The organism is Ruminococcus flavefaciens ND2009 (assembly GCF_000621785.1).
Lineage (GTDB): Bacteria > Bacillota > Clostridia > Oscillospirales > Ruminococcaceae > Ruminococcus > Ruminococcus flavefaciens_C.
In genome coordinates this window covers 82137-101548 of the sequence record NZ_JHXI01000011.1, presented here as the reverse complement: position 1 = coordinate 101548, position 19412 = coordinate 82137, and the positions used below count along the sequence as shown (strand labels likewise).

17 protein-coding genes are annotated in these 19412 nt (G+C 52.1%); 11 read left to right on the top strand and 6 right to left on the bottom strand.

What is annotated here, in order from left to right; translation table 11 throughout:
- The first annotated feature begins 2 nt into the window (after nt 1-2).
- From rlmN to spoVM, 6 genes are read left to right on the top strand one after another with little or no spacing between them, the layout of a single operon-like run.
- On the top strand, nt 3-1061 hold the full coding sequence (rlmN, locus tag T488_RS0103440; RefSeq protein ID WP_028519589.1) for a 23S rRNA (adenine(2503)-C(2))-methyltransferase RlmN: 1059 nt from the start codon (nt 3-5) through the stop codon (nt 1059-1061).
- Entirely contained in the window at nt 1058-1783 is a 726-nt protein-coding gene (locus tag T488_RS0103435; RefSeq protein WP_028519588.1) for a Stp1/IreP family PP2C-type Ser/Thr phosphatase, read from the top strand. Before rlmN ends, T488_RS0103435 begins: the two co-directional genes overlap by 4 nt.
- Nucleotides 1784-1799: 16 nt before the next feature.
- The gene (pknB, locus tag T488_RS16860) at nt 1800-4187 is read left to right on the top strand and encodes a Stk1 family PASTA domain-containing Ser/Thr kinase (RefSeq protein ID WP_051536235.1); all 2388 of its coding nucleotides are present in this window, start codon (nt 1800-1802) and stop codon (nt 4185-4187) included.
- On the top strand, nt 4187-5062 hold the full coding sequence (rsgA, locus tag T488_RS0103425) for a ribosome small subunit-dependent GTPase A (RefSeq protein WP_028519587.1): 876 nt from the start codon (nt 4187-4189) through the stop codon (nt 5060-5062). The genes pknB and rsgA overlap by 1 nt, the downstream gene beginning before the upstream one ends.
- On the top strand, nt 5059-5709 hold the full coding sequence (locus T488_RS0103420) for a thiamine diphosphokinase (protein WP_028519586.1): 651 nt from the start codon (nt 5059-5061) through the stop codon (nt 5707-5709). Before rsgA ends, T488_RS0103420 begins: the two co-directional genes overlap by 4 nt.
- Before the next feature lie 55 nt (nt 5710-5764).
- Nucleotides 5765-5848, top strand: a complete 84-nt coding sequence (spoVM, locus tag T488_RS20320; protein WP_431767941.1) for a stage V sporulation protein SpoVM — start codon at nt 5765-5767, stop codon at nt 5846-5848.
- A gap of 275 nt (nt 5849-6123) precedes the next feature.
- On the opposite strand, the gene T488_RS0103410 is transcribed toward spoVM, so the two are convergent.
- The 6 genes from T488_RS0103410 to T488_RS0103385 form a co-directional block, all read right to left on the bottom strand.
- Complete coding sequence (locus T488_RS0103410) at nt 6124-7311, bottom strand: hypothetical protein (protein ID WP_028519585.1); 1188 nt, start codon at nt 7309-7311, stop codon at nt 6124-6126.
- 14 nt (nt 7312-7325) lie between these two features.
- Nucleotides 7326-8501: a transglutaminase domain-containing protein gene (locus tag T488_RS0103405; RefSeq protein ID WP_028519584.1), complete on the bottom strand. Its 1176-nt coding sequence runs from the start codon at nt 8499-8501 to the stop codon at nt 7326-7328.
- A 28-nt stretch (nt 8502-8529) separates the two neighbouring features.
- Nucleotides 8530-9735 carry a dockerin type I domain-containing protein gene (locus T488_RS18565; RefSeq protein ID WP_028519583.1) on the bottom strand — a complete coding sequence of 402 codons (1206 nt, stop codon included), beginning with the start codon at nt 9733-9735 and terminating at the stop codon, nt 8530-8532.
- Nucleotides 9736-9804: 69 nt separating this feature from the next.
- Nucleotides 9805-11082: an adenylosuccinate synthase gene (locus tag T488_RS0103395; protein ID WP_028519582.1), complete on the bottom strand. Its 1278-nt coding sequence runs from the start codon at nt 11080-11082 to the stop codon at nt 9805-9807.
- A gap of 415 nt (nt 11083-11497) precedes the next feature.
- A complete protein-coding gene (locus T488_RS18560; RefSeq protein WP_051536234.1) occupies nt 11498-12355 on the bottom strand; it encodes a ComEC/Rec2 family competence protein in 858 nt (285 codons plus the stop codon).
- 77 nt (nt 12356-12432) lie between these two features.
- On the bottom strand, nt 12433-13023 hold the full coding sequence (locus T488_RS0103385) for a hypothetical protein (protein ID WP_028519581.1): 591 nt from the start codon (nt 13021-13023) through the stop codon (nt 12433-12435).
- Nucleotides 13024-13200: 177 nt separating this feature from the next.
- Between T488_RS0103385 and miaB the strand changes: the two genes are divergently transcribed.
- The 5 genes from miaB (at nt 13201) to mutS (ending at nt 19378) form a co-directional block, all read left to right on the top strand.
- The gene (gene miaB, locus T488_RS0103380; RefSeq protein ID WP_028519580.1) at nt 13201-14571 is read left to right on the top strand and encodes a tRNA (N6-isopentenyl adenosine(37)-C2)-methylthiotransferase MiaB; all 1371 of its coding nucleotides are present in this window, start codon (nt 13201-13203) and stop codon (nt 14569-14571) included.
- Between the two features lie 15 nt (nt 14572-14586).
- Entirely contained in the window at nt 14587-15354 is a 768-nt protein-coding gene (locus tag T488_RS0103375; RefSeq protein ID WP_028519579.1) for a hypothetical protein, read from the top strand.
- A gap of 59 nt (nt 15355-15413) precedes the next feature.
- Entirely contained in the window at nt 15414-16187 is a 774-nt protein-coding gene (locus tag T488_RS0103370; protein WP_028519578.1) for a hypothetical protein, read from the top strand.
- A gap of 67 nt (nt 16188-16254) precedes the next feature.
- On the top strand, nt 16255-16662 hold the full coding sequence (locus T488_RS0103365) for a YlbF family regulator (protein WP_028519577.1): 408 nt from the start codon (nt 16255-16257) through the stop codon (nt 16660-16662).
- A 97-nt stretch (nt 16663-16759) separates the two neighbouring features.
- Complete coding sequence (gene mutS / locus T488_RS0103360; RefSeq protein ID WP_028519576.1) at nt 16760-19378, top strand: DNA mismatch repair protein MutS; 2619 nt, start codon at nt 16760-16762, stop codon at nt 19376-19378.
- Nucleotides 19379-19412: the final 34 nt, after the last annotated feature.

The following is a 19412-nucleotide window of genomic DNA, read 5'->3' as shown; positions in this document are numbered from 1 at the left end:
AATTGGAAAAAGTCGATATTCTCAGTCTTGATCTTGAAGAACTGACGGAAGCTCTTACGGCTATGGGCGAGAAAAAATTCCGTGCAAAGCAGATATTCCAGTGGCTTCATGTTAAAAGAGTCTTCGATTTTGATAAAATGACTGATATATCTGTCCAATTGCGCAGTGCTCTGAAAGAAAAATTTTGTATAAATGGACTATTTATACAGAAAAAGCTTGAATCTGCTATAGATAATACGGTAAAATATCTTTATAGGCTTTCTGACGGGAATTTTGTCGAGACTGTGCTCATGGAGTACAGCTACGGCTACAGCATTTGTGTGTCCACTCAGGTGGGCTGCAAAATGGGCTGTAACTTCTGTGCCTCCACCATTGCAGGCTATGTCAGAGACCTGGCTGCCTCGGAGATCCTTATGCAGATCTACGAGGCCGAGCGTGATTCCGGGAAAAAGGTCTCGGGAGTGGTGCTTATGGGTATAGGCGAGCCTCTCGATAACTTTGACAACGTGATGAAGTTCCTGGCGCTGCTGTCCCACAAGGACGGCAACGATATGAGCCTTCGCCATGTGTCGCTTTCCACCTGCGGTATCGTTCCGCGGATATATGAGCTGGCGGATAAGAAGCTCCAGCTCACCCTTTCGGTGTCCCTCCACTGTGCGGACAACGAGGGACGGAGCAGGATCATGCCCGTAAACAGAAAATATGATATCGACAGCCTTATGGAGGCCTGCCGGTACTATATAGATAAGACGGGACGGCGCATTACCTTTGAGTACGCCGTTATCGACAACGTCAATTCATCACCTGCGGATGCGGATACCCTTGCGGCTCTCCTCCGCGGTATGAACTGCCATGTGAACCTTATCCCCGTCAATAAGGTTAGGGAACGAAATTATCGGACGGTCCGCTCGGGTGTTGCTGAATTCGCGAAGCAGCTGGGCAGACGGGGGATAAACGCTACCGTGAGAAGAACTCTCGGAAGCGATATTGAGGCTGCGTGCGGTCAGCTGAGACGGGACGCGGCTGAACAGAACAGAAAGAATGGGGGTGCGGATACTTGAGATTTCGCTATGGCACGGATATCGGTCTTAAACGCGAGGAAAATCAGGACGCGGTAAGATGCGAATACTTCGGCCACAATGTTCTCGCCGTCGTGTGCGACGGCATGGGGGGCGAACGCGCCGGCAAGGAAGCAAGTGCGCTCGCGATAGAAGAATTCTTCCAGCGTTTTTCGGCTGACTATAAGGAAAGTCTCAGCGACGAGGATATCCGCAAGCTCCTTATCTCCTCGATATCGGCAGCAAATTCCGTGATCTATACACGGGCGAGATTCGACTTCAAGAATTTCGGCATGGGCACCACCTGCGTAGCTGCCTTCGTCACTAAGAAAACCGCCTTCATTGCCAACGTCGGTGACAGCAGAGCCTATCTCATCACCGATACGGGACTTGTAAAAATAACCACTGACCACAATGTCGCCTCGGTGCTCTTTGAACAGGGCAAGATAACCGAGGAGGAAATGGAGGTACACCCTCAGAAGCATATGCTGGTGAGAGCGGTAGGCGTCGAAAAAACCGTTCTGACGGATACCTTTATGCTTGATTATGAGGACAAGATCAGTCTGCTGCTGTGCTCGGACGGCCTTTCGGGCTACTGCGGCGACGATGAAATATACAGCGTCATCCTCAATTCCGATTTCGATGACGTTGCAGACGAACTTATTAAATTAGCGCTCCGCAAGGGCGGCCGCGATAATGTGACTGTCGCGGTAATTTCTGACTAACGCAGGAGGAAAGGAAATGGATAAGAATATTGGCAAAAAGCTCGACGGAAGATATGAGATAACCGAGCTTATCGGCGTCGGAGGCATGGCTGAAGTGTACAAGGGCGTCGATGTTATCGACAACAAAACCGTTGCCATTAAGATTCTGAAGAAGGAATTCGCTGAGAACGAGGAGTTCCTGCGCCGCTTCAGAAATGAATCCAAGGCTATCGCAGTTCTTTCCCACCCGAATATCGTAAAGATATACGATGTGGGCTTCTCGGAGAAGATACAGTATATCGTCATGGAGTACATCGACGGTATCACCCTCAAGGAGTACATCGAGGAGGAAAAGGTCCTCACATGGAAGGATACGGTACACTTCGTGATACAGATCCTCCGCGCACTCCAGCACGCTCATGACAAGGGCATCGTTCACCGCGATATAAAGCCCCAGAACATAATGATGTTCACGGACGGCACTATCAAGGTCATGGACTTCGGCATTGCCAAGTTCGCCCGTGAGGAGGGCAAGACCGCAACCGATCAGGCCATCGGAAGCGTTCACTATATCAGCCCCGAGCAGGCAAGCGGCAACGTTACCGACGCCAAGAGCGACATCTACTCAGTGGGCGCTATGATGTACGAGATGCTCACGGGAAGAAAGCCCTTCGACAGCGATAACCCCGTTGCTATCGCCGTTATGCATATGCACGACATTCCCGAGCGCCCCAGGGCTATCAACCCCGATATTCCCGACGGCCTTGAGGAGATAGTTCTCAGAGCTATGGAAAAGGCTCCCGAGGACAGATACCAGACCACAGCCGAGATGATAAGCGACATCGAAGCCTTCAAGGCTGATCCCCATATCACCTTCGGTTACTATACAGAGGACGACGAGGACGCTAACGATGAGATCCTCGACCAGTCCGCAGGCACTGAGGTACAGTCCGAGAGCCGCCAGGAGGTGGCTAATGCCTATGCTGCAAAGGCTGCTTCGGCAGTGGGTGCGGGCGCAGGCGCAGCTGCTATGGCAGCAGGCGGCGGTTCCTCAGCAGGCGCTGTATCACAGAGATACAATGACGCCTACCCCGAGGATTATGACGCTGATTACGATGATGAGGACGATGAGGAGGAAGAGGAGGAGCGCTCTTCACTGGTAGTTCCTGTTCTTACCGCTGTTGTCGTTGTTGTTATCATCGTTGCGGTAATATTCGTAGTTACTCTCCTCAGCGGACTCCTCAAGGGCGGTCTCAAGAACGGAGACAAGACTATGCCCGACCTCTACGGCTGGGACTATAACCAGGCTGTTGCAGCTTACGGTAACGTTATCAAGTTTGAGATCGAGGGAACCGAGTACAACGAGGCTGAGGAGAACTCGATCATCAAGCAGGGTATCGAGCCCGGCGATATATTCAGCAAGGGCGATGTCTGCAAGGTGACACTCAGTATGGGTATGGAGACAGTAGAGGTGCCCCGTGTCGCGAATATGAACGTTGAGATCGCAAAGGCTCAGCTCACAGAGCGCGGCATCGTTGCGGATATACGAAAACAGTCACACGGCACAGTCACCAAGGACTATGTTATCAAGTCTGAGCCTGAAGAGGGTACTGAAGTACACAAGGGCTCAACTGTAATACTCTACGTCAGCATGGGCGCTAATGCAGAGCAGTTCGAGATGGAGGACTACGTTGGTCTTACTATCGACGATGCTACCATGAGAGCAGGCTATAAGAACCTGAAGGTAGAGACAGAGGCTATCCCCTCATATGAGAAGAAGGACAAGGTCGTTGAGCAGGATCCTCCCAAGGGCACCAAGATCGAGGGCGGCTCCACTATCAAGCTCTATGTCAGCGACGGTACTATCCCCGACGGTAAGGTAGACATCACTATCCCGCTTCCTTCGGACGCTAACGGACGCTTCAGCATCGACTTTATCCTCACAGACGACAAGGGCAAGACAACAGCACAGTCCTCAGGATATATCATTTGTCCTGATATGAGCAGTGTTCCCATGACTCTTGACGGCTCTGGACAGAACGTATCCGTAAGAGCTCGTCTTACAAACCTCAGCACACAGCAGAACGCAGTTCTCGGAACCTATACCTTCAACTTCGCAACAGGCAAGTACACCACAAACTCCGAGGACATCTACGGTGCATTCCAGGCAGTAAACGGATTCCCGCAGCCTGAAACAGATCCTCCGACGGAGGCACCTCAGCCGCAGACTGAGCAGCCTCATAACACCGATCCTCCTCAGAACGATCACCAGGAGGGTGTAAACGGATTTACCCGTGACGGTATCTGGTACTACTATACAGATGCAGACGGCATACTCGGTACCTGGGTAAACGGCGGCTGGGTATTCTATGAGCCAGGCGTAAACGGTTACTGGGACGAGAACAATAACTGGATCTGGAACTGATGGCTGACAGGTACAGCGGACTTATAATAAAATGCTTAGGGGGACTCTACACAGTAGAGTCCCCTGACGGTATATGCGAGTGCAAGGCAAGAGGAGTTTTCCGCAACAGAGGTATCAGTCCATGCGTGGGCGACAACGTCACACTGGAGGACGGGGTCATCACCGAGATAGCTCCCCGCAGGAACTGTATCATAAGACCTCCTCTCGCCAACCTTGACCAGCTCATTTTCATCGTTTCCACCTGTGAGCCTGCACCCAACTATCTCATACTGGACAAGTTCATCGCCATTGCCGAGTACAAGGACATCACCCCCGTGGTGGTCATCACCAAGGCAGACCTGGGGGACAGCCGTCCCGTCCATGAGATATACGGCGGAATAGGCATAGAGGTGGCTGAGGTCAATTACGATGACGAAGCCTCAGTTGAGGCAGTAAGACAGCTGCTCAGGGGAAAGATAAGCGCCTTTACAGGCAATTCGGGAGCAGGAAAGTCTACACTGCTCAATGCGGTGGACCCCTCACTGAATATCGCTACGGGTGAGATAAGCCGCAAGCTGGGCAGAGGAAGACATACCACACGCCATGCGGAGCTCTATAAGCTCAGCGGCGGCGGTTATATAGCAGATACCCCGGGATTTTCCACCTTTGAGACAAACAGATACGACATTATCCGCAAGGAGGAGCTTGCCGGCTGTTTCCGCGAGTTCGCTCCCTTTACGGAGGACTGCCGTTTCCGCGACTGCGCACACCTCTGCGAAAAGGGCTGTGCCGTAGTTGAGGCGGTTGAGCGTGGAGAGATCTCACGCAGCCGCCATGAGAGCTATAAAACTATGTATGAAGAAGCTAAACAGCTGAAGGAGTGGGAGCTGAAATGAACAGATGCGCTATATTTGCAGGCGGCGATATGCCCGACCTGGAGAAGTATAAGGACTCTGCCTTCTGGGCAAGGTACAGTTATTACATCTGCGCCGACTGCGGCTACAGACACGCAGTAAGGCTGGGTATACTCCCCGATATGATAGTGGGAGACTTTGATTCCTACGGCGAGGAGCTCCCTGTGGGAGTAGAGGTTCTCAGAAGCGTACCCGAAAAGGACGACACCGACACCCTCATGGCTGTCAAGAAAGCCATAGAGATGGGCTATACCAATATCGACCTCTACGGTGCTCTCGGCGGAGACCGTCCCGAGCACAGCTTCGCCAATATCCAGACTATGGTCTATGCCCTCCAGCAGGGGTGCAGCCTTGAGATACAGGGCAGCAGCCGTATGCTGATACAGGAGGCGGACGAGGGCGAGGTCACCTACAAGAAGTCGGGGGACGGCGTTTATCTGTCAGTATTTGCCATGACCGAGAGCGTGGGTATCGAGTATCTCCGCGGCGTAAAGTACCCCCTTGAGGACTACCGCATGGTGCAGTCCTTCCCCATAGGCGTAAGCAATGAGATAACGGACAATGAGGCTTCCCTCCGCATAAAGGACGGACTTGCCCTTGTGATACTGACTCCCATAAAGAAGAAGTAACAAAAACTCCTCTGATGAATATAATATTATAGTTCATCAAAGGAGGGAGTACATATTGAAGATAGTCGTCATAAGGAGCCCTAAGTTCATCTCGGGACTTCTCAGAGCAATTTTCAGGATAAAAAAAGAAGAAGCATAAATGAAAGCCCCTGAGCGCTGCTGTTCGCTCAGGGACTTTCTTGTTAAGATAAATCAAAATTTACATTTGTAGGGGACGCCGCCCTCGGCGTCCCGTTGGGCGTGTAATATATCTCGTGGGACGCCGAGTGACTCCCTACGGTGTAGGGAGATGTCAGCAAAGCTGACAGAGGGTACGTGCAGCTGTTAGCTGCGGCGTCCCCTACATTAGCTAACAGCTAAGGGCTAATGGCTCAAATCATAATTTTGCTTCGCAAAATTATGATTTATCCAAGCTTAATATGAGTGCCTTGAATTTATATCCTTGTTCCTGTTGAAGAAGTTTCCGACGTCCTCGCTTCCGCAGAGCAGGAAGAAGCATACAACTGTAAGCGCAAGCGATACTGCGTAGAGACCGCCTGCCAGCGCCATGCTGCCCTTGTGCTGGGGTATCATGGGTATTCCCGGGAACAGCTGTATTATGCCGAACAGCAGGAGTACGAATGTGCACAGCGACTTGCAGCCGCCTGCTCCTGTCAGCAGGAGAAGTGAACACAGCGCAACTGCAACTGCGATATATATTGCTGAATTGGAGATGACTCCGCTGAAGCCGTCAAGTCCGTTCTTGTAGCCAAGACCAAGAAGCCCCGCATAGAGCAGGAAGAATGTCACTGCGGCTATGACGCCCATGATCGCAATGACTATAGTCACCTTGAAGCCCTTCTGTGCGCTTGCCTGTCTTGCCTCCTCCTTCAGCTGGAGCATCATCTGAAGGCTTGCCTTTGAGTCCTTCTGCTCGGATACAAGCTGTGCGGAGACAGCCTTCTTTGCAGCCTCTGCCTTGGCTCTCTCAAGGTCTTCGTCAACGTATCTCGCCTGATACTTAGGCAGCTCGGGCTCATCGTCAAGTACAGGTGCTGTCACAGGTGCCTCGGGCTGCTTCGGCTCCTCCTTCTTCGGGGGAGGAGTATAGTTGTCCTCGTCAAGGACGGGAGCTGTTATCTCCGCGGGAGGAGCTACTGCGCCAAGCTGAGTCCTTCTCATGTCGATTATCTGCTGCTGTTTGTCGGCAGGGAGAGCGTCAAATCTTGCCCTGAGGTCGGGGGTGAGTCCGCTGATTATATCCTCGTCGGAGAGAACGAGCTTGTTATGTGTATAGGGAACATTGTCATCAAGGACGGGAGCTGATACTCCTGTGGGAGCTCCTTTCTTTTCGCTGACGTAGGGGATATTATCGTCAAGGACGGGAGCGGAAACGCCTGTAGGGGCGCCCTTCTTCTCGCTTGCGGGAGTATATCCGCCCATATCGTCCAGCACGGGAGCAGCTACTCCTGTGGGACCCTCCTTCTTCGATGAGGGTGCCGCATACTCAAAGTCGTCGAGTACAGGTGCGGAAACTCCTGTGGGACCTTCTTTTTTCGGTGTGCTCGGGGTATAGTCTATCTCCTCGGGCAGACCGCCTGTAAGATTGTTTTCATCATACATATCTAACACCTCGTTCAATGAGATTTAATATAGTCATTCAGGGACTGCTGATAGCCGCTGGATCTTGCGGCGTAGTATGCCAGTACCTTTGATGCGTCCAGAGCGTCTGACTTGCCGTTGTGGTCAACGTCCGCATATATGAACTGTATTGTGGTGAATGACGACAGCTTGCCTGAAGCTGTACGGGCGTACTCCATAAGTATCATGGAAGCGTCAAGAGCGTCTATTGAGCCGCTGCCGTTTATATCGCCGAGAGTGCAGGAGGGCTCGGGAAAGAGGGTGCGGCTCACAGGATACTGTGCCGTAAATTCAGCGGAATTATAATCGGGGAAGGAATAACCGTTGTCATTCTGGGCAAAGTGAGCCTGTGAGGGAATATCCGAATCAAAATCACTGCTGCCCTTGAGGAAATAGTGGAAGCTCCTGCCCTTGTATTTAAGGTCCCAGGTGGGGTCAAGGAGATAATAGCTTCCGTTAAGCTTTACAATGAGCCACACATGGTAGCCGTCCTCGTTCTGACCTGTATAGTCGTGGGACTTGCCTGCGATGATACGGCAGGGTATGCCGTTGTCATTGTACAGGCGGTAAAGAAGCTGGGTAACGCCCTGACATACCGCATGATGGTTGAATATGGCGCTGTATGCGGAGTAGACGTAGGGGTCGCTCAGATCTTTTGAGTATTCGATATTTGAGGTGACATACTTGTAAAGGACGCGAATCTTGGCGTAGTCGGAAAGGCTGTTAAGGTCAAGCTCCTTCACAAGAGCATCTAACTCCTGAGTGAGCTTTTTTTCCTCATCCGCGGTGGTGTAGTATCTCACCTCATAATCGAGGATATAGGTAAAGCCCCGGCTTTTTGCACTACAACTGTATCCCTTTATTGCAAATCTGAGATAGTCGCCCTCAGTTCCCACACCTGTTTCGGCGAAGGCGTTATACATCATTTTAGAGCTGAGTTCATCCAGATCCGCCTTTTCCACGTCCATGGTGAAGGTGACGTTGAATGAGGGTTGGCGGGCTTTGATGGCGTTGCGCATCTGTACAGCAGCGTCCTCCTTTGATGAGGCTGTTATCTCCAGTGTCACATCAGGCACTGAGGGAACTGCTGCATAAGCGGAAAAGGGTGCAGCCGCCGCCGATAACAGGGTCAGCGCCGCTGCAGCCGCAGCTGCCATTGCCTTGAATTTCATGATCTTACCTCCTTTCGGAAGCGCTGTTTCAGCTGAGATACTCCTCGATGCTCATGGACTCGCCGTGAGCTGTTGCGGCATAGGCATAGTAGGAGAGTATCTGTGAGGCGTCAACAGCGTCTGTGCTGCCGTCTTTGTTTACATCGGCTGCCTTTTTACGGCTGTCCTTGAAGTAGCCGATGCGGTCACCTGTGGACAGTCTTGCGTATTCGGCGAGTACATTTGATGCGTCCACGGAATTTATAAAACCGTCGGCGTTTACGTCGCCGAGGGGATATTCGGATCCGGGATAGGCAGAGGGGGCGACTCCGAGCTCCTTCATTGACTCTTCCAGCGGGACTTCTTCACCGAAACTGAATATCTGGAAAAGGTGTATATGGGTGAGATCCTCCCTGCCGCCGTTTTCGCTGTCAAGGTCGTTATAGCCCTTCAGGAAGAAGTTGTGACCTGTATCTTCCAGCTTCTTGTCCCAGACAGGGTCAAGGAAGTAATTCTTGCCGTCTATCTCTGCCATAGCCATGAAGTGGGCGTCAAGAGAGTCATTGGTAAGTGAGTTCAGATTGGTGGCATAGGGCGCACACGCAACGCCGAGCTCTCCGAGAAGTCTGATGAGCAGGTGTATCTGTCCCTGTTCATTGGCTTCGCCGTTTATGAGGGCGCTGTATGCGGAGCTGTGGCTCTGGTCCGAGAGATCGTCGGTGAGGACCATATTTTCCGACACATAGTCATAAGCCCAGAGTATCCTGTCATAGATACTTGCTGAGCAGGCTGCCTGAAAGCCGTCTGTACTGCGGAGCTTTTCCATTTCCTCTGTTACCTGAGTCTCCTGCTCGGGGGTGGTGATGAAGGTGCTGTCGCAGATGACACGGATGCCGTCTTTTGTAGGAAGTGCAGAGCTTGAGCGGGTCGCCTCCATGGACAGATAGAAGCCCTCATCGGCTTTGCCATTATAATGATCCAGAGGGGCAAAGATCCTGTCGTTGATCCTCTTGTAGTCGTTGTCCTCAGGCTCGGTGATAAAGAACTCGATATGCTCCGTATGAGCCTTGAACTGCTGAATGAAGTATTTTTCAGCCTCGGCTTCGGTCTTTATGTGCGGGATGTCCTCCGTGCTGTCGGATACGGTGACTGCTGCGGGCAGCTCGTTTACTGTAGCTGCTCCTGCGGGAAATGCTGCTGTCATTGTCAGTGCTGCTGCTATCAGAGCTGCTGCGGCGCTTTTTCTGAACTTCATGATATTACCCCCTTGTTACATATCATTATAAACGAACAGCCGCCGAAGCGGCTGTTCGATGGTATTCTTTTATCTTTCCAGGATCTGTGCTCTGTCGGGACCGATACCTACCATGCTTACGTGGCAGCCTACCAGCTCCTCGAGACGGGCGATGTAGCTCTTGCAGTTTGCAGGGAGCTCATCGAAGCTTGTGCACTTTGAGATGTCCTCGCTGAATCCGGGGAACTCCTCATAGATAGGCTCGCAGCCCTCAAGCTCCTCCAGTGTGGGGGGGAACTCCTTGATAACGCTGCCGTCGGGCTTCTTATAAGCCACGCACATCTTGAGAGTGTCGATGTTTGCAAGAGTATCCAGCTTGTTGATAGCCAGGCTGTCAAGACCGTTTACTCTTACCGAGTGGCGGACGATAACTGCATCGAACCAGCCTGTTCTTCTGGGTCTGCCTGTGGTGGTGCCGAACTCGCCGCCGACGTTTCTGATCTGATCGCCTGTAGCGTCATCAAGCTCTGTGGGGAAGGGTCCCTTGCCTACACGGGTGGTGTAAGCCTTGGCAACACCGATGATGTTTGTGATGACCTTGGGACCAACGCCTGTACCTACGCACACGCCTGCTGACAGGGGGTGAGATGAAGTAACATAGGGGTAAGTGCCGAAGTCGATGTCCAGAAGGGTAGCCTGAGCGCCCTCGAACATTATAGTCTTGCCTGCCTTGTGAGCCTCAAAGGTAAGAACGGAAACGTCATCCATGTAGGGGAGAAGTCTCTTGCCGTACTCTGTGTACTCCTTTGTAACAGCGTCAAGGTCGAAAGCCTCGCCGCCGTACACCTTGGTGATGATCTCGTTCTTGAGCTTACCTGTGGACTGTATCTTCTCAGCCAGTACCTCGGGGTGAACAAGGTCATACATACGGATACCGCAGCGCTCATACTTGTCCATGTATGTGGGACCGATACCTCTCTTGGTGGTACCGATGTCCTTGCCGCCGCGGAAAGCCTCTGAGAGACCGTCCAGAGCTATATGCCAGGGCATAACTATCTGAGCACGGGGATCAACCTTGAGGTGACCCTGAGTCTTTATACCTCTTGCCTCCAGGTTATCAAGCTCGCCGATGAAGTCCTTGGGGTCAAGAACAACTCCTGCGCCGATAAGATTGAGGGCGTTGGGGTAAAGGATACCCGAGGGTACAAGGTGGAGCTTATAGACCTCGCCGTTGTTTACTACAGTGTGACCGGCGTTGTTGCCGCCCTGTGAACGTACAACAACATCTGCACGGGAAGCAAGGATGTCGATGATCTTACCCTTTCCTTCGTCTCCCCACTGAGTTCCGACTACAATATTTGCAGGCATTTGTTTTCCTCTTTTCATAAATAATATTTGTGCCGGCAGCGCCTTTTACTGCCAAAAATGCACACTTACAATTTATTATATCACAAATGAAGCAGTAATGCAAGAGTACATTTCACTAAATTGCAGAAAGAATACTGACGTAAATCATAATTTTGCGGAGCTAAATTATGATTTGAGCCATTAGCCCTTAGCCGTTAGCTAATGTAGGGGACGGCGTCCTCGACGTCCCGCGAGATATATTACACGCCCAACGGGACGCCGAGGGCGGCGTCCCCTACAAATGTAAATTCCGATTTATACTAATAAACACAATGCCCCGAAGTACTTTGAAATACTTCGGGGCAAAATTACTGTATATGGAACGTTATAAAGCGTCTTGTTTGTTTGCGTTGGGCTGTATCTGTCAACTCTCAGCTTACGCTGCTCCGCCCTTTTCTGTGGTGAACTCTATGGATGCACCATTGCTGACGGCGGTGATATTGCCGTTGAAGCAGGTGGAATAGGTGGGTATCTTCATATCCGACAGCATATCCTGCACCTTTCCCGAGTAGGTGCTTGAGTCTGTGCAGACCACTGCACACTTGGGAGAGGAAGCTTTGAGAAAATCACCGAGATTGTCCAGATTTCTGCCGTGATAGGGTATCTTCAGCAGAGTGCACTTGCCGATGTCCATTATCTCGTCAAGGCGCTCCTCCATGGCGTCTCCCGTAAAGAGGAGGGTGTTTTTGTGGTGTACCGCCTTGGTGACCAGTGAGAAGTCATTTTCGTCGCTGTCGCCGTCACCGTAAGAGGACTTCTTAGGCGCATAGACCGTGTATTTCACATCATCAAGAGTGAAGGTCATATCGCTTGTAAGCCGTGTGCGGGAAACTCCGTTTTCCTCCAGCACCTTGCAGAATTTATCGTATTCGTCGGTCGTTCCGTCATAGTCGGGAGTCAGGACGTTCTTTACCTCAAAATTGTTGAGCACCTTTGCGGCACCGCCGACGTGGTCCTTGTCGAAATGGGTGATGATGAGGTAATCTATGGAAGTCCTGCCGCTTTCGTCAAGTATGGCGGCTATCTTTTTTCCGTCGCCTTTTTCTCCGCAGTCGATGACCACTGTTCCTGTCTCTGATTGGAGGACCATTGCGTCTGCCTTGCCTACGTCGATGAAGTCTACCTTGAATTCCTTTGCGTCGGCAGGGGGCTTGTTATTGCTGCATGAGAAAAGTGAAGCGGCTGCTATAACGGGGGCAGCCATGAGTGCTGCCAGTTTTCTTAGATCGGGCATAGATATTGCTCCTTTCGGGAAAATGTGAAAATACACTTTCACATATTACATGATACACCCGGAAGCTTAAAATAATCTTAATCCTGCTTTGCTTTTACGGAGATGATATACATGACATCTTCATCGGGAGTCCTGGGGCTCCAATCGCGGAGCCATGCGCCGTCGGCTATCTCCTTGTAGGCTTTGTCGGAACGGGCAGTGCCGAGAAGCTTCGCTGTCTCCTTTTCGGATCCTTCGCTTGTATTTTCCAGCAGGATAAAATGCTCCTCACTGTACCAGGTGTGCTCGGCAGCGTCCTTCTTCACGGGATAGTAATGCATGGTGCAGTAAATATCATCGCTGTCATTGCCGAGGAAGTGCAGATATATGGCGTAATAGGGTCCTCTGCCGTCTTTTGTGATCTCTTCCTCGAACACAGCGTCAACCGGGGAGGCGTCCTTGAATGGGGCGTAGTCTTCGCTCTCACCGCTGTCCGCAATGTCCTTTATGTTGGCAAAGGCACCGTTTACAGCCTTCTCCGCCAGTTCAAGAGTAGCTTTTCTGTCTGCATCGGTCTGCTTGAGGCGGTGCATGGTCCACCTGTCCGACAGGAAGCCGATGAGTATGAACAGGCACAAGCCTGCGGCTATGGAAACTATGAGCACGGCTGCTCTTTTCAGTAAATTCATGGTAAAAGTCCTCCTTTTGCGGCTATCTGAATATAATACACCGCAGAGACAGAAAAGGTTTCGCTTTTTTAAAAAAAATATATATTGTTAACCTCGGTGCTGCGCACTTGAAAAGTTCCTGAAAATATGGTATAATAATTCATTAAAGGATTTTCACGGAAGGAGATGGTCTGCGAATTGAAGGACAATACCGCGGCTATCAGCGAAATAAAGGAAATTATCGGCGATGATCAGCCGAAAGCATACATCAGGAGCTTCGGCTGTCAGCTGAATGTCTCCGACGGAGAAAAGATAAAGGGACTGCTGAGACAGATGGGATACTCCTTTACCGAGGACGAGCATGAGGCTGACCTGATCATACTCAACACCTGCGCCGTCCGCGAGAGCGCCGAGGACAGAGTTTTCGGCATCGTGGGCAGCATGAAGAAGCTGAAGGAGCTGAAGCCCTCACTCATCATCGGCATAGCAGGCTGCATGACAGCTCAGAGCCACATCGCCGAGAAGATAAAGAAGTCCTATCCGCAGGTGGATATAGTTCTTGGCACCTCTGCCATAAGCGCCCTGCCGAGGCTGCTGCTGGAGGCTCTCCGCGGAGCTGAGTTCTCGGCGGATATAAGCGAGTATGATGACTTCTCCGAGGTGGTGGAGCAGGTACGCGACAGCAGCTTCAAGGCATCGGTGCCCATAATGTTCGGCTGCAACAACTTCTGCACCTACTGCATAGTGCCCCACGTCCGCGGACGGGAGCGCAGCAGACGTGCCGATGACATTGCGGCTGAGGTCTGTCAGCTGGTAAAGAGCGGCTACAAGGAGATAATGCTGCTGGGACAGAACGTCAACTCCTACGGCAAGGATCTGGAGGAGGACATGGACTTCCCCAAGCTGCTCCGCCGTCTCAATGAGATAGAGGGGGACTTCTGGATACGCTTCATGTCATCTCACCCCAAGGACGCTTCAAAGGAGCTCATCGATGCCATTTTCGACTGCGAAAAGGTGGCAAAGCACCTGCACCTGCCTGTCCAGAGCGGCAGCAGCGAGGTGCTCAGACGCATGAACCGCCGCTACACCGTGGAAAAGTACATGGAGATAGTGGACATGATACGCAGCCGCGCCCCCGGCTTCTCGCTTACCACCGACCTTATCGTGGGATTTCCCGACGAGTCCGACGAGGACTTCCAAGGCACCCTCGACATAATAAGGCGTGTGAAGTACGATAATATCTACTCCTTCATCTACTCAAAGCGCTCGGGAACTCCCGCAGCAACAATGGCTGACGGCACCTCCGAGGAGGAAAAGGGCAGGCGAATGAGAAAGCTGCTGGAGGTTCAGAGAGAGGTGTCCACAGAGCACTATAAGCGCTTTGTGGGAAGGACCATGAGAGTCCTTGCGGACGATACAGCCAAGAAAAAGAATGGCTGGCTCACAGGCAAGAGCAGTGAGTTCATCATAGTTGAATTCGAGGGAGACAGCTCTCTTATCGGACAGTTCGTGGACGTGGAGATAACAGGCTCTATGAACTGGGCTGTTACAGGAAAAATAAAGGGATAAACAGGAGGTTGCGTTATGAAAAGAGTGATCGCATTATCATGTCTTGCAGCAGTACTGCTTGCAGGCTGCGGAAAGAACGAGTCGGGGGGCTCGTCCAAAAAGAAGACAGAGACTACTACTGCCGCCGAGACTACTGAAGCAGTGACAACTGCCGAGGTGACCACAGCAGAGGTCACCACAGAGGCGGAGACAACTACAGAGCCCGAAAGCAGCGCGGCAGCAGGGGACAGAGAGACTATGTACCCCGAGGCTTACAAGAACATGATACAGGAGAAATATGATATGCTCGCAGATTATCAGACCGGCGAGATCAGAATTTCATATACTCTCTATGATATGGACGCAGACGGCGTTCCCGAGCTTGTGCTGAGCTATGACGAAGAATACATGGGAGAAAAGATCGAAGGAAACCTTGGAATGTATGCCTGCGATGAGAACGGTGAGGTACAGGAGGTAGGCTATTTCGGTCCCAGTCCTGCTGCATGGGGCTGTACGAGCGACGCAGGCGATCTTGCGCTTATATATGAAATGCCCGACTATATCGGTATCCACCATCTCGTCCTGTCCGACGGCAGCGTCGGCATTGATGACACAGCCGAATTCGACCGCGACGAGAATACCGTCACCAAGGACGTTATGGCGGAGGGCGGCTGCAAATACCTTCCCTATGTCAGCATAGTCGGAAAGGACGACGATATAAAGTCTTCATACATTGATCCCAATACCGGCAAGACTGAGGAAAAAGACGGTTTCGGCTTTGAATTTTTTGGCTGGGAAGCCTGACCGCTGCCCGTCGGTGCCCTTTGTCTTACGAATAAAACGAAAACTTTCAGGAGAATAATATGAAAAAGATACTTGCTATGTTATGCCTGACAGCAGTTGTGCTGGCAGGCTGCGGAAAGCCCGAGGCTGACAGCTCATCCGCAAAGGAGCCCGGGACTGCAACGACCGCTGAGACAACAGCTGCCGCTGAAACTACGGAAACCGCAGAGACAACTGCCGAGGCGACCACAGCAGAGGTGACAACGGAAGCTGAGACAACTACAGAGCCCGGCGGAAATGTTTCCGCAGGTGGACTGATGGATATGTACCCTGCTATCTATGAGGGCTTCATCAAGTCCGAGTTTGACAGGATAGCGGCGGAAAATGACGGTCTCGCAAGCATTGAATTTGCATTCCGCGACCTTGACGTTGACGGCATACCCGAGCTTATATTCAAGCGCGGCACCTGCGAGGCGGACTATCAGGTAAATGTTTTTACCCTTGACAGCGAGGGTGAGATAAAGGACTGCGGTCTTATCGGCGGCGGCCATACCGCTTTCGGATATGACGAGAATACAGGAAGGCTCGTTATGATCTGGGGACACATGGGTGCGGCTGATATAGAATATCTTGAATGGGACAACGGCACCGTGAAGTCGGTGGATAACTATGAATTCACACTGGACGAGAATACTCCCTCTTATGACACTGTTCTGGAGGAAAAGGGCATAAAGTACATGGATCATGTGTCCGCTTACCAGTCGGATTACGAAACAGGTGTGACCTCATGGTTCTGCCATTCGGACGGCACCATTGACGAGAAAGAGGGACTCTATCTGGACTACATGGGCTGAGGACAGGATTAAAACGCAAAATGGCAGAGAACTGCCTGATATAATCAATTTTAAGGAGAAAAAAGAAATGGATATTATGGAAATGACAAGAGAGCTTGGAAAGGCTCTTCAGCAGGATGACAGGTACACAGCTTATATGCTGGCAAAGCAGGCTAACGACAACGATGCCGAGCTTCAGGAGGACATCGCTCACTTTGAGGACCTCCGCATAAATCTGGGTACAGCCATGAGCTCCGAGGAGCCAGACTCCGACGAGATAAAGGCTCTTGACTCAGAGCTGAAGGCTGTCTACAAGAAGGTGATGAGCAACCCCAGAATGATGGTGTTCTCAGGCGCTCAGCAGGCTCTTGAGAAGCTGGTCACAAATATGCAGCAGATAATCCAGCTCTGTGCAAACGGCGAGGACCCCGATACCTGCCAGATACCCGAGGCAGGCTGCTCGGGAAGCTGCGCTTCATGTGCAGGCTGTCACTGATAAAAAAGCCGCGGGCAGATCTGCGGAGGCGAATAAAATACTGCCGCAGCTGCCCCGAAATAATAATTCTATAAACCTGTGTAAAGGAGCAAAACCAATGGAAATCGACAGAAGTAAAATATCCCCCATGATGCAGCAGTACTTCGAGGTCAAGGACAAATATCAGGACTGCGTGCTGTTCTTCCGTCTCGGCGACTTCTACGAAATGTTCTTTGACGACGCTGTTGCGGTGTCAAAGGCTCTGGAGCTGACCCTGACGGGCAGGGACTGCGGTCTGGAGGAGAGGGCTCCCATGTGCGGAGTTCCCTATCATGCGGCGGATATGTACATAAAGAGGCTCATTGACATGGGCTTCAAGGTGGCTGTCTGCGAACAGCTCACCGACCCTGCCGAGACCAAGGGTATTGTAGTCCGCGACGTTATCCGCGTAGTTACTCCCGGTACCCTTACCGAGAGCAGTATGCTGGACGACGGCAGCAACAACTACATTTGCAGCATATACTACGACGAGGAGGAAAAGACCTGCGGCGTGGCTTCTGCGGACCTTTCCACAGGTGAGGCTGCACTGAGCTTCTTCGAGGGCAAGGACCTTGAGGCAGGCGTCATCAACGAGCTCTCACGCTGTCAGCCTGCGGAGATAATCTTCCCCCAGAACTTCCTGTCCCTGAAAAATGCGGCGGAGTTCGTGAAGGTAAGGCTCAGCTGCGCTGTTACCCTCCGCGACACTATCTGCTTCACTCCCTCCGCAAGACGTGACATGACCGCAGCTGTATTCGGCGTGAAGTCCGTGGCAGAGCTGGGTATAAGCGAGGACGGTGCGGACTGCGCGGCAGTATGCGGACTCTTCGACTACATCAACGATACACAGAAGTCCTCGGTATCGAGATTTACGGAGCTGAAGCTCCTCAGCGGCGACGCCTTCATGGGGCTTGACCTCAATGCAAGGCGCAATCTGGAGCTTACGGAGACCCTGCGCAGCAAGGAGAAAAAGGGCTCACTGCTGTGGGTGCTGGACTCCACCAAGACCTCAATGGGCAGGAGACTGCTTAAAAACTGGATAGAGCAGCCTCTGAAAAGCCCTGCAAGGATAATCGAGAGACTTGACGCGGTTGAGTCGCTCTACCGCAAGAGCGTGGTTCTGGCAGACCTCACCGACCTGCTGGACAGAGTGTACGACCTTGAGCGCCTTATGACCAAGGTCATGTACAAGAGCGCAAATCCAAGAGACTTAAAGTCCCTTTCCGCTACAGCACAGCAGCTTCCGCTGATAAAGCAGGAGCTGGAAAAGCTCAGCGACTCAAAGCTGCTGGCAAAGTATAACAGCGAGATATCCACCCTTGACGAGCTGGTGAATCTGGTGGAGAACGCCATTATGGACGAGCCGCCTATCTCCGTAAAGGACGGCGGAGTCATCAAGGAGGGCTTCAACAAGGAGCTTGACGAGCTCCGTCACATAATGAACAACGGCAGGAGCATTATCGACGAGATAGAGCAGCGCGAGAAGGAAGCCACAGGCATAAAGAACCTGAAAATAGGCTTCAACCGCGTGTTCGGCTACTATCTGGAGGTAACACGCTCCTACTATGACCTTATCCCCGAGGGCTGGATACGCAAGCAGACCCTTGCCAACGCCGAGCGCTTCATCACCGAGGAGCTGAAAAACGCGGAAAATGCCATTCTCGGTGCCAAGGACAAGGCTCTCTCGCTGGAAGCGGATATTTTTGCGGAGGTACGGGACTTCCTGGCTACCAAGCTGGAAGCGGTCCAGCGCACAGCCTCGGCAGTTGCCTCGGTGGACGTGCTCTGCTCCTTTGCGGACGTCGCCCTGCGCAACCAGTACGTCAAGCCCGATATTGCCATTGACGGCGCTATCGACATCAAGGCTGGCAGACACCCCGTCGTGGAGCTCATGCTCACCGATGAGATGTTCGTGCCAAACGACCTTTACATAGACAACAAGGCGGACCGTATGTCCATAATCACGGGACCCAATATGTCGGGTAAATCCACATATATGCGTCAGGCAGCTCTCATAGTCCTCATGGCGCAGATAGGCAGCTTCGTGCCTGCGGATTCCGCTAAGATCTCCGTGGTGGACAAGATATTTACCCGTGTGGGCGCCTCCGACGACCTTACCGCAGGACAGTCCACCTTCATGGTGGAGATGAGCGAGGTCTCGGATATACTGAAAAATGCCACCAAGGACAGTCTTGTTATCCTTGACGAGGTGGGCAGGGGAACCTCCACCTTTGACGGCGTCAGCATAGCCCGTGCAGTTGCGGAGTATATATGCAACTCCAAGAAGCTGGGCTGCAAGACACTTTTCGCCACCCACTACCACGAGCTCATAGGTCTGGAGAACGAGCTGGAGGGCGTGAAGAACTACAGCATCGCCGTAAACAAGCACGGCGGCACCATACGCTTCCTGAGAAAGATAGTCCGCGGCGGAGTGGACGAGAGCTACGGCGTTGACGTTGCAAAGCTGGCAGGACTGCCTTCAAAGGTAGTCGCAAGGGCAAAGGAGCTCCTTGAGGAGATGGAAAAGGCTCATCAGGCAGAGCGCTCTGCGGCAGTCCGCGAGGAGTCGGGACAGATAAGCTTCGGCAGTCTGGGCAGGGAAGCAGCTCTGGAAATGCTGGAAAAGACCAATATCGACGAGCTCACCGACGGCGAGTGCCGCGAGCTCCTCAGGGATATGCTGAAGGCTATACAGTAGGGGCGGATACTATCCGCCCGTAAGAAAGAGGGAA

What these genes read in the sequence shown, in the direction of transcription:
- pknB (WP_051536235.1), top strand. Translation starts at nt 1,800, where the DNA reads ATGGATAAGAATATTGGCAAAAAGCTCGACGGAAGATATGAGATAACC.
- T488_RS18565 (WP_028519583.1), bottom strand. Translation starts at nt 9,735, where the DNA reads ATGAAGTTCAGAAAAAGCGCCGCAGCAGCTCTGATAGCAGCAGCACTG.
- T488_RS0103385 (WP_028519581.1), bottom strand. Translation starts at nt 13,023, where the DNA reads ATGAATTTACTGAAAAGAGCAGCCGTGCTCATAGTTTCCATAGCCGCA.
- rsgA (WP_028519587.1), top strand. Translation starts at nt 4,187, where the DNA reads ATGGCTGACAGGTACAGCGGACTTATAATAAAATGCTTAGGGGGACTC.
- mutS (WP_028519576.1), top strand. Translation starts at nt 16,760, where the DNA reads ATGGAAATCGACAGAAGTAAAATATCCCCCATGATGCAGCAGTACTTC.
- T488_RS0103365 (WP_028519577.1), top strand. Translation starts at nt 16,255, where the DNA reads ATGGATATTATGGAAATGACAAGAGAGCTTGGAAAGGCTCTTCAGCAG.
- T488_RS0103405 (WP_028519584.1), bottom strand. Translation starts at nt 8,501, where the DNA reads ATGAAATTCAAGGCAATGGCAGCTGCGGCTGCAGCGGCGCTGACCCTG.
- T488_RS0103420 (WP_028519586.1), top strand. Translation starts at nt 5,059, where the DNA reads ATGAACAGATGCGCTATATTTGCAGGCGGCGATATGCCCGACCTGGAG.
- T488_RS0103410 (WP_028519585.1), bottom strand. Translation starts at nt 7,311, where the DNA reads ATGTATGATGAAAACAATCTTACAGGCGGTCTGCCCGAGGAGATAGAC.
- T488_RS0103395 (WP_028519582.1), bottom strand. Translation starts at nt 11,082, where the DNA reads ATGCCTGCAAATATTGTAGTCGGAACTCAGTGGGGAGACGAAGGAAAG.
- T488_RS0103370 (WP_028519578.1), top strand. Translation starts at nt 15,414, where the DNA reads ATGAAAAAGATACTTGCTATGTTATGCCTGACAGCAGTTGTGCTGGCA.
- T488_RS18560 (WP_051536234.1), bottom strand. Translation starts at nt 12,355, where the DNA reads ATGCCCGATCTAAGAAAACTGGCAGCACTCATGGCTGCCCCCGTTATA.
- T488_RS0103375 (WP_028519579.1), top strand. Translation starts at nt 14,587, where the DNA reads ATGAAAAGAGTGATCGCATTATCATGTCTTGCAGCAGTACTGCTTGCA.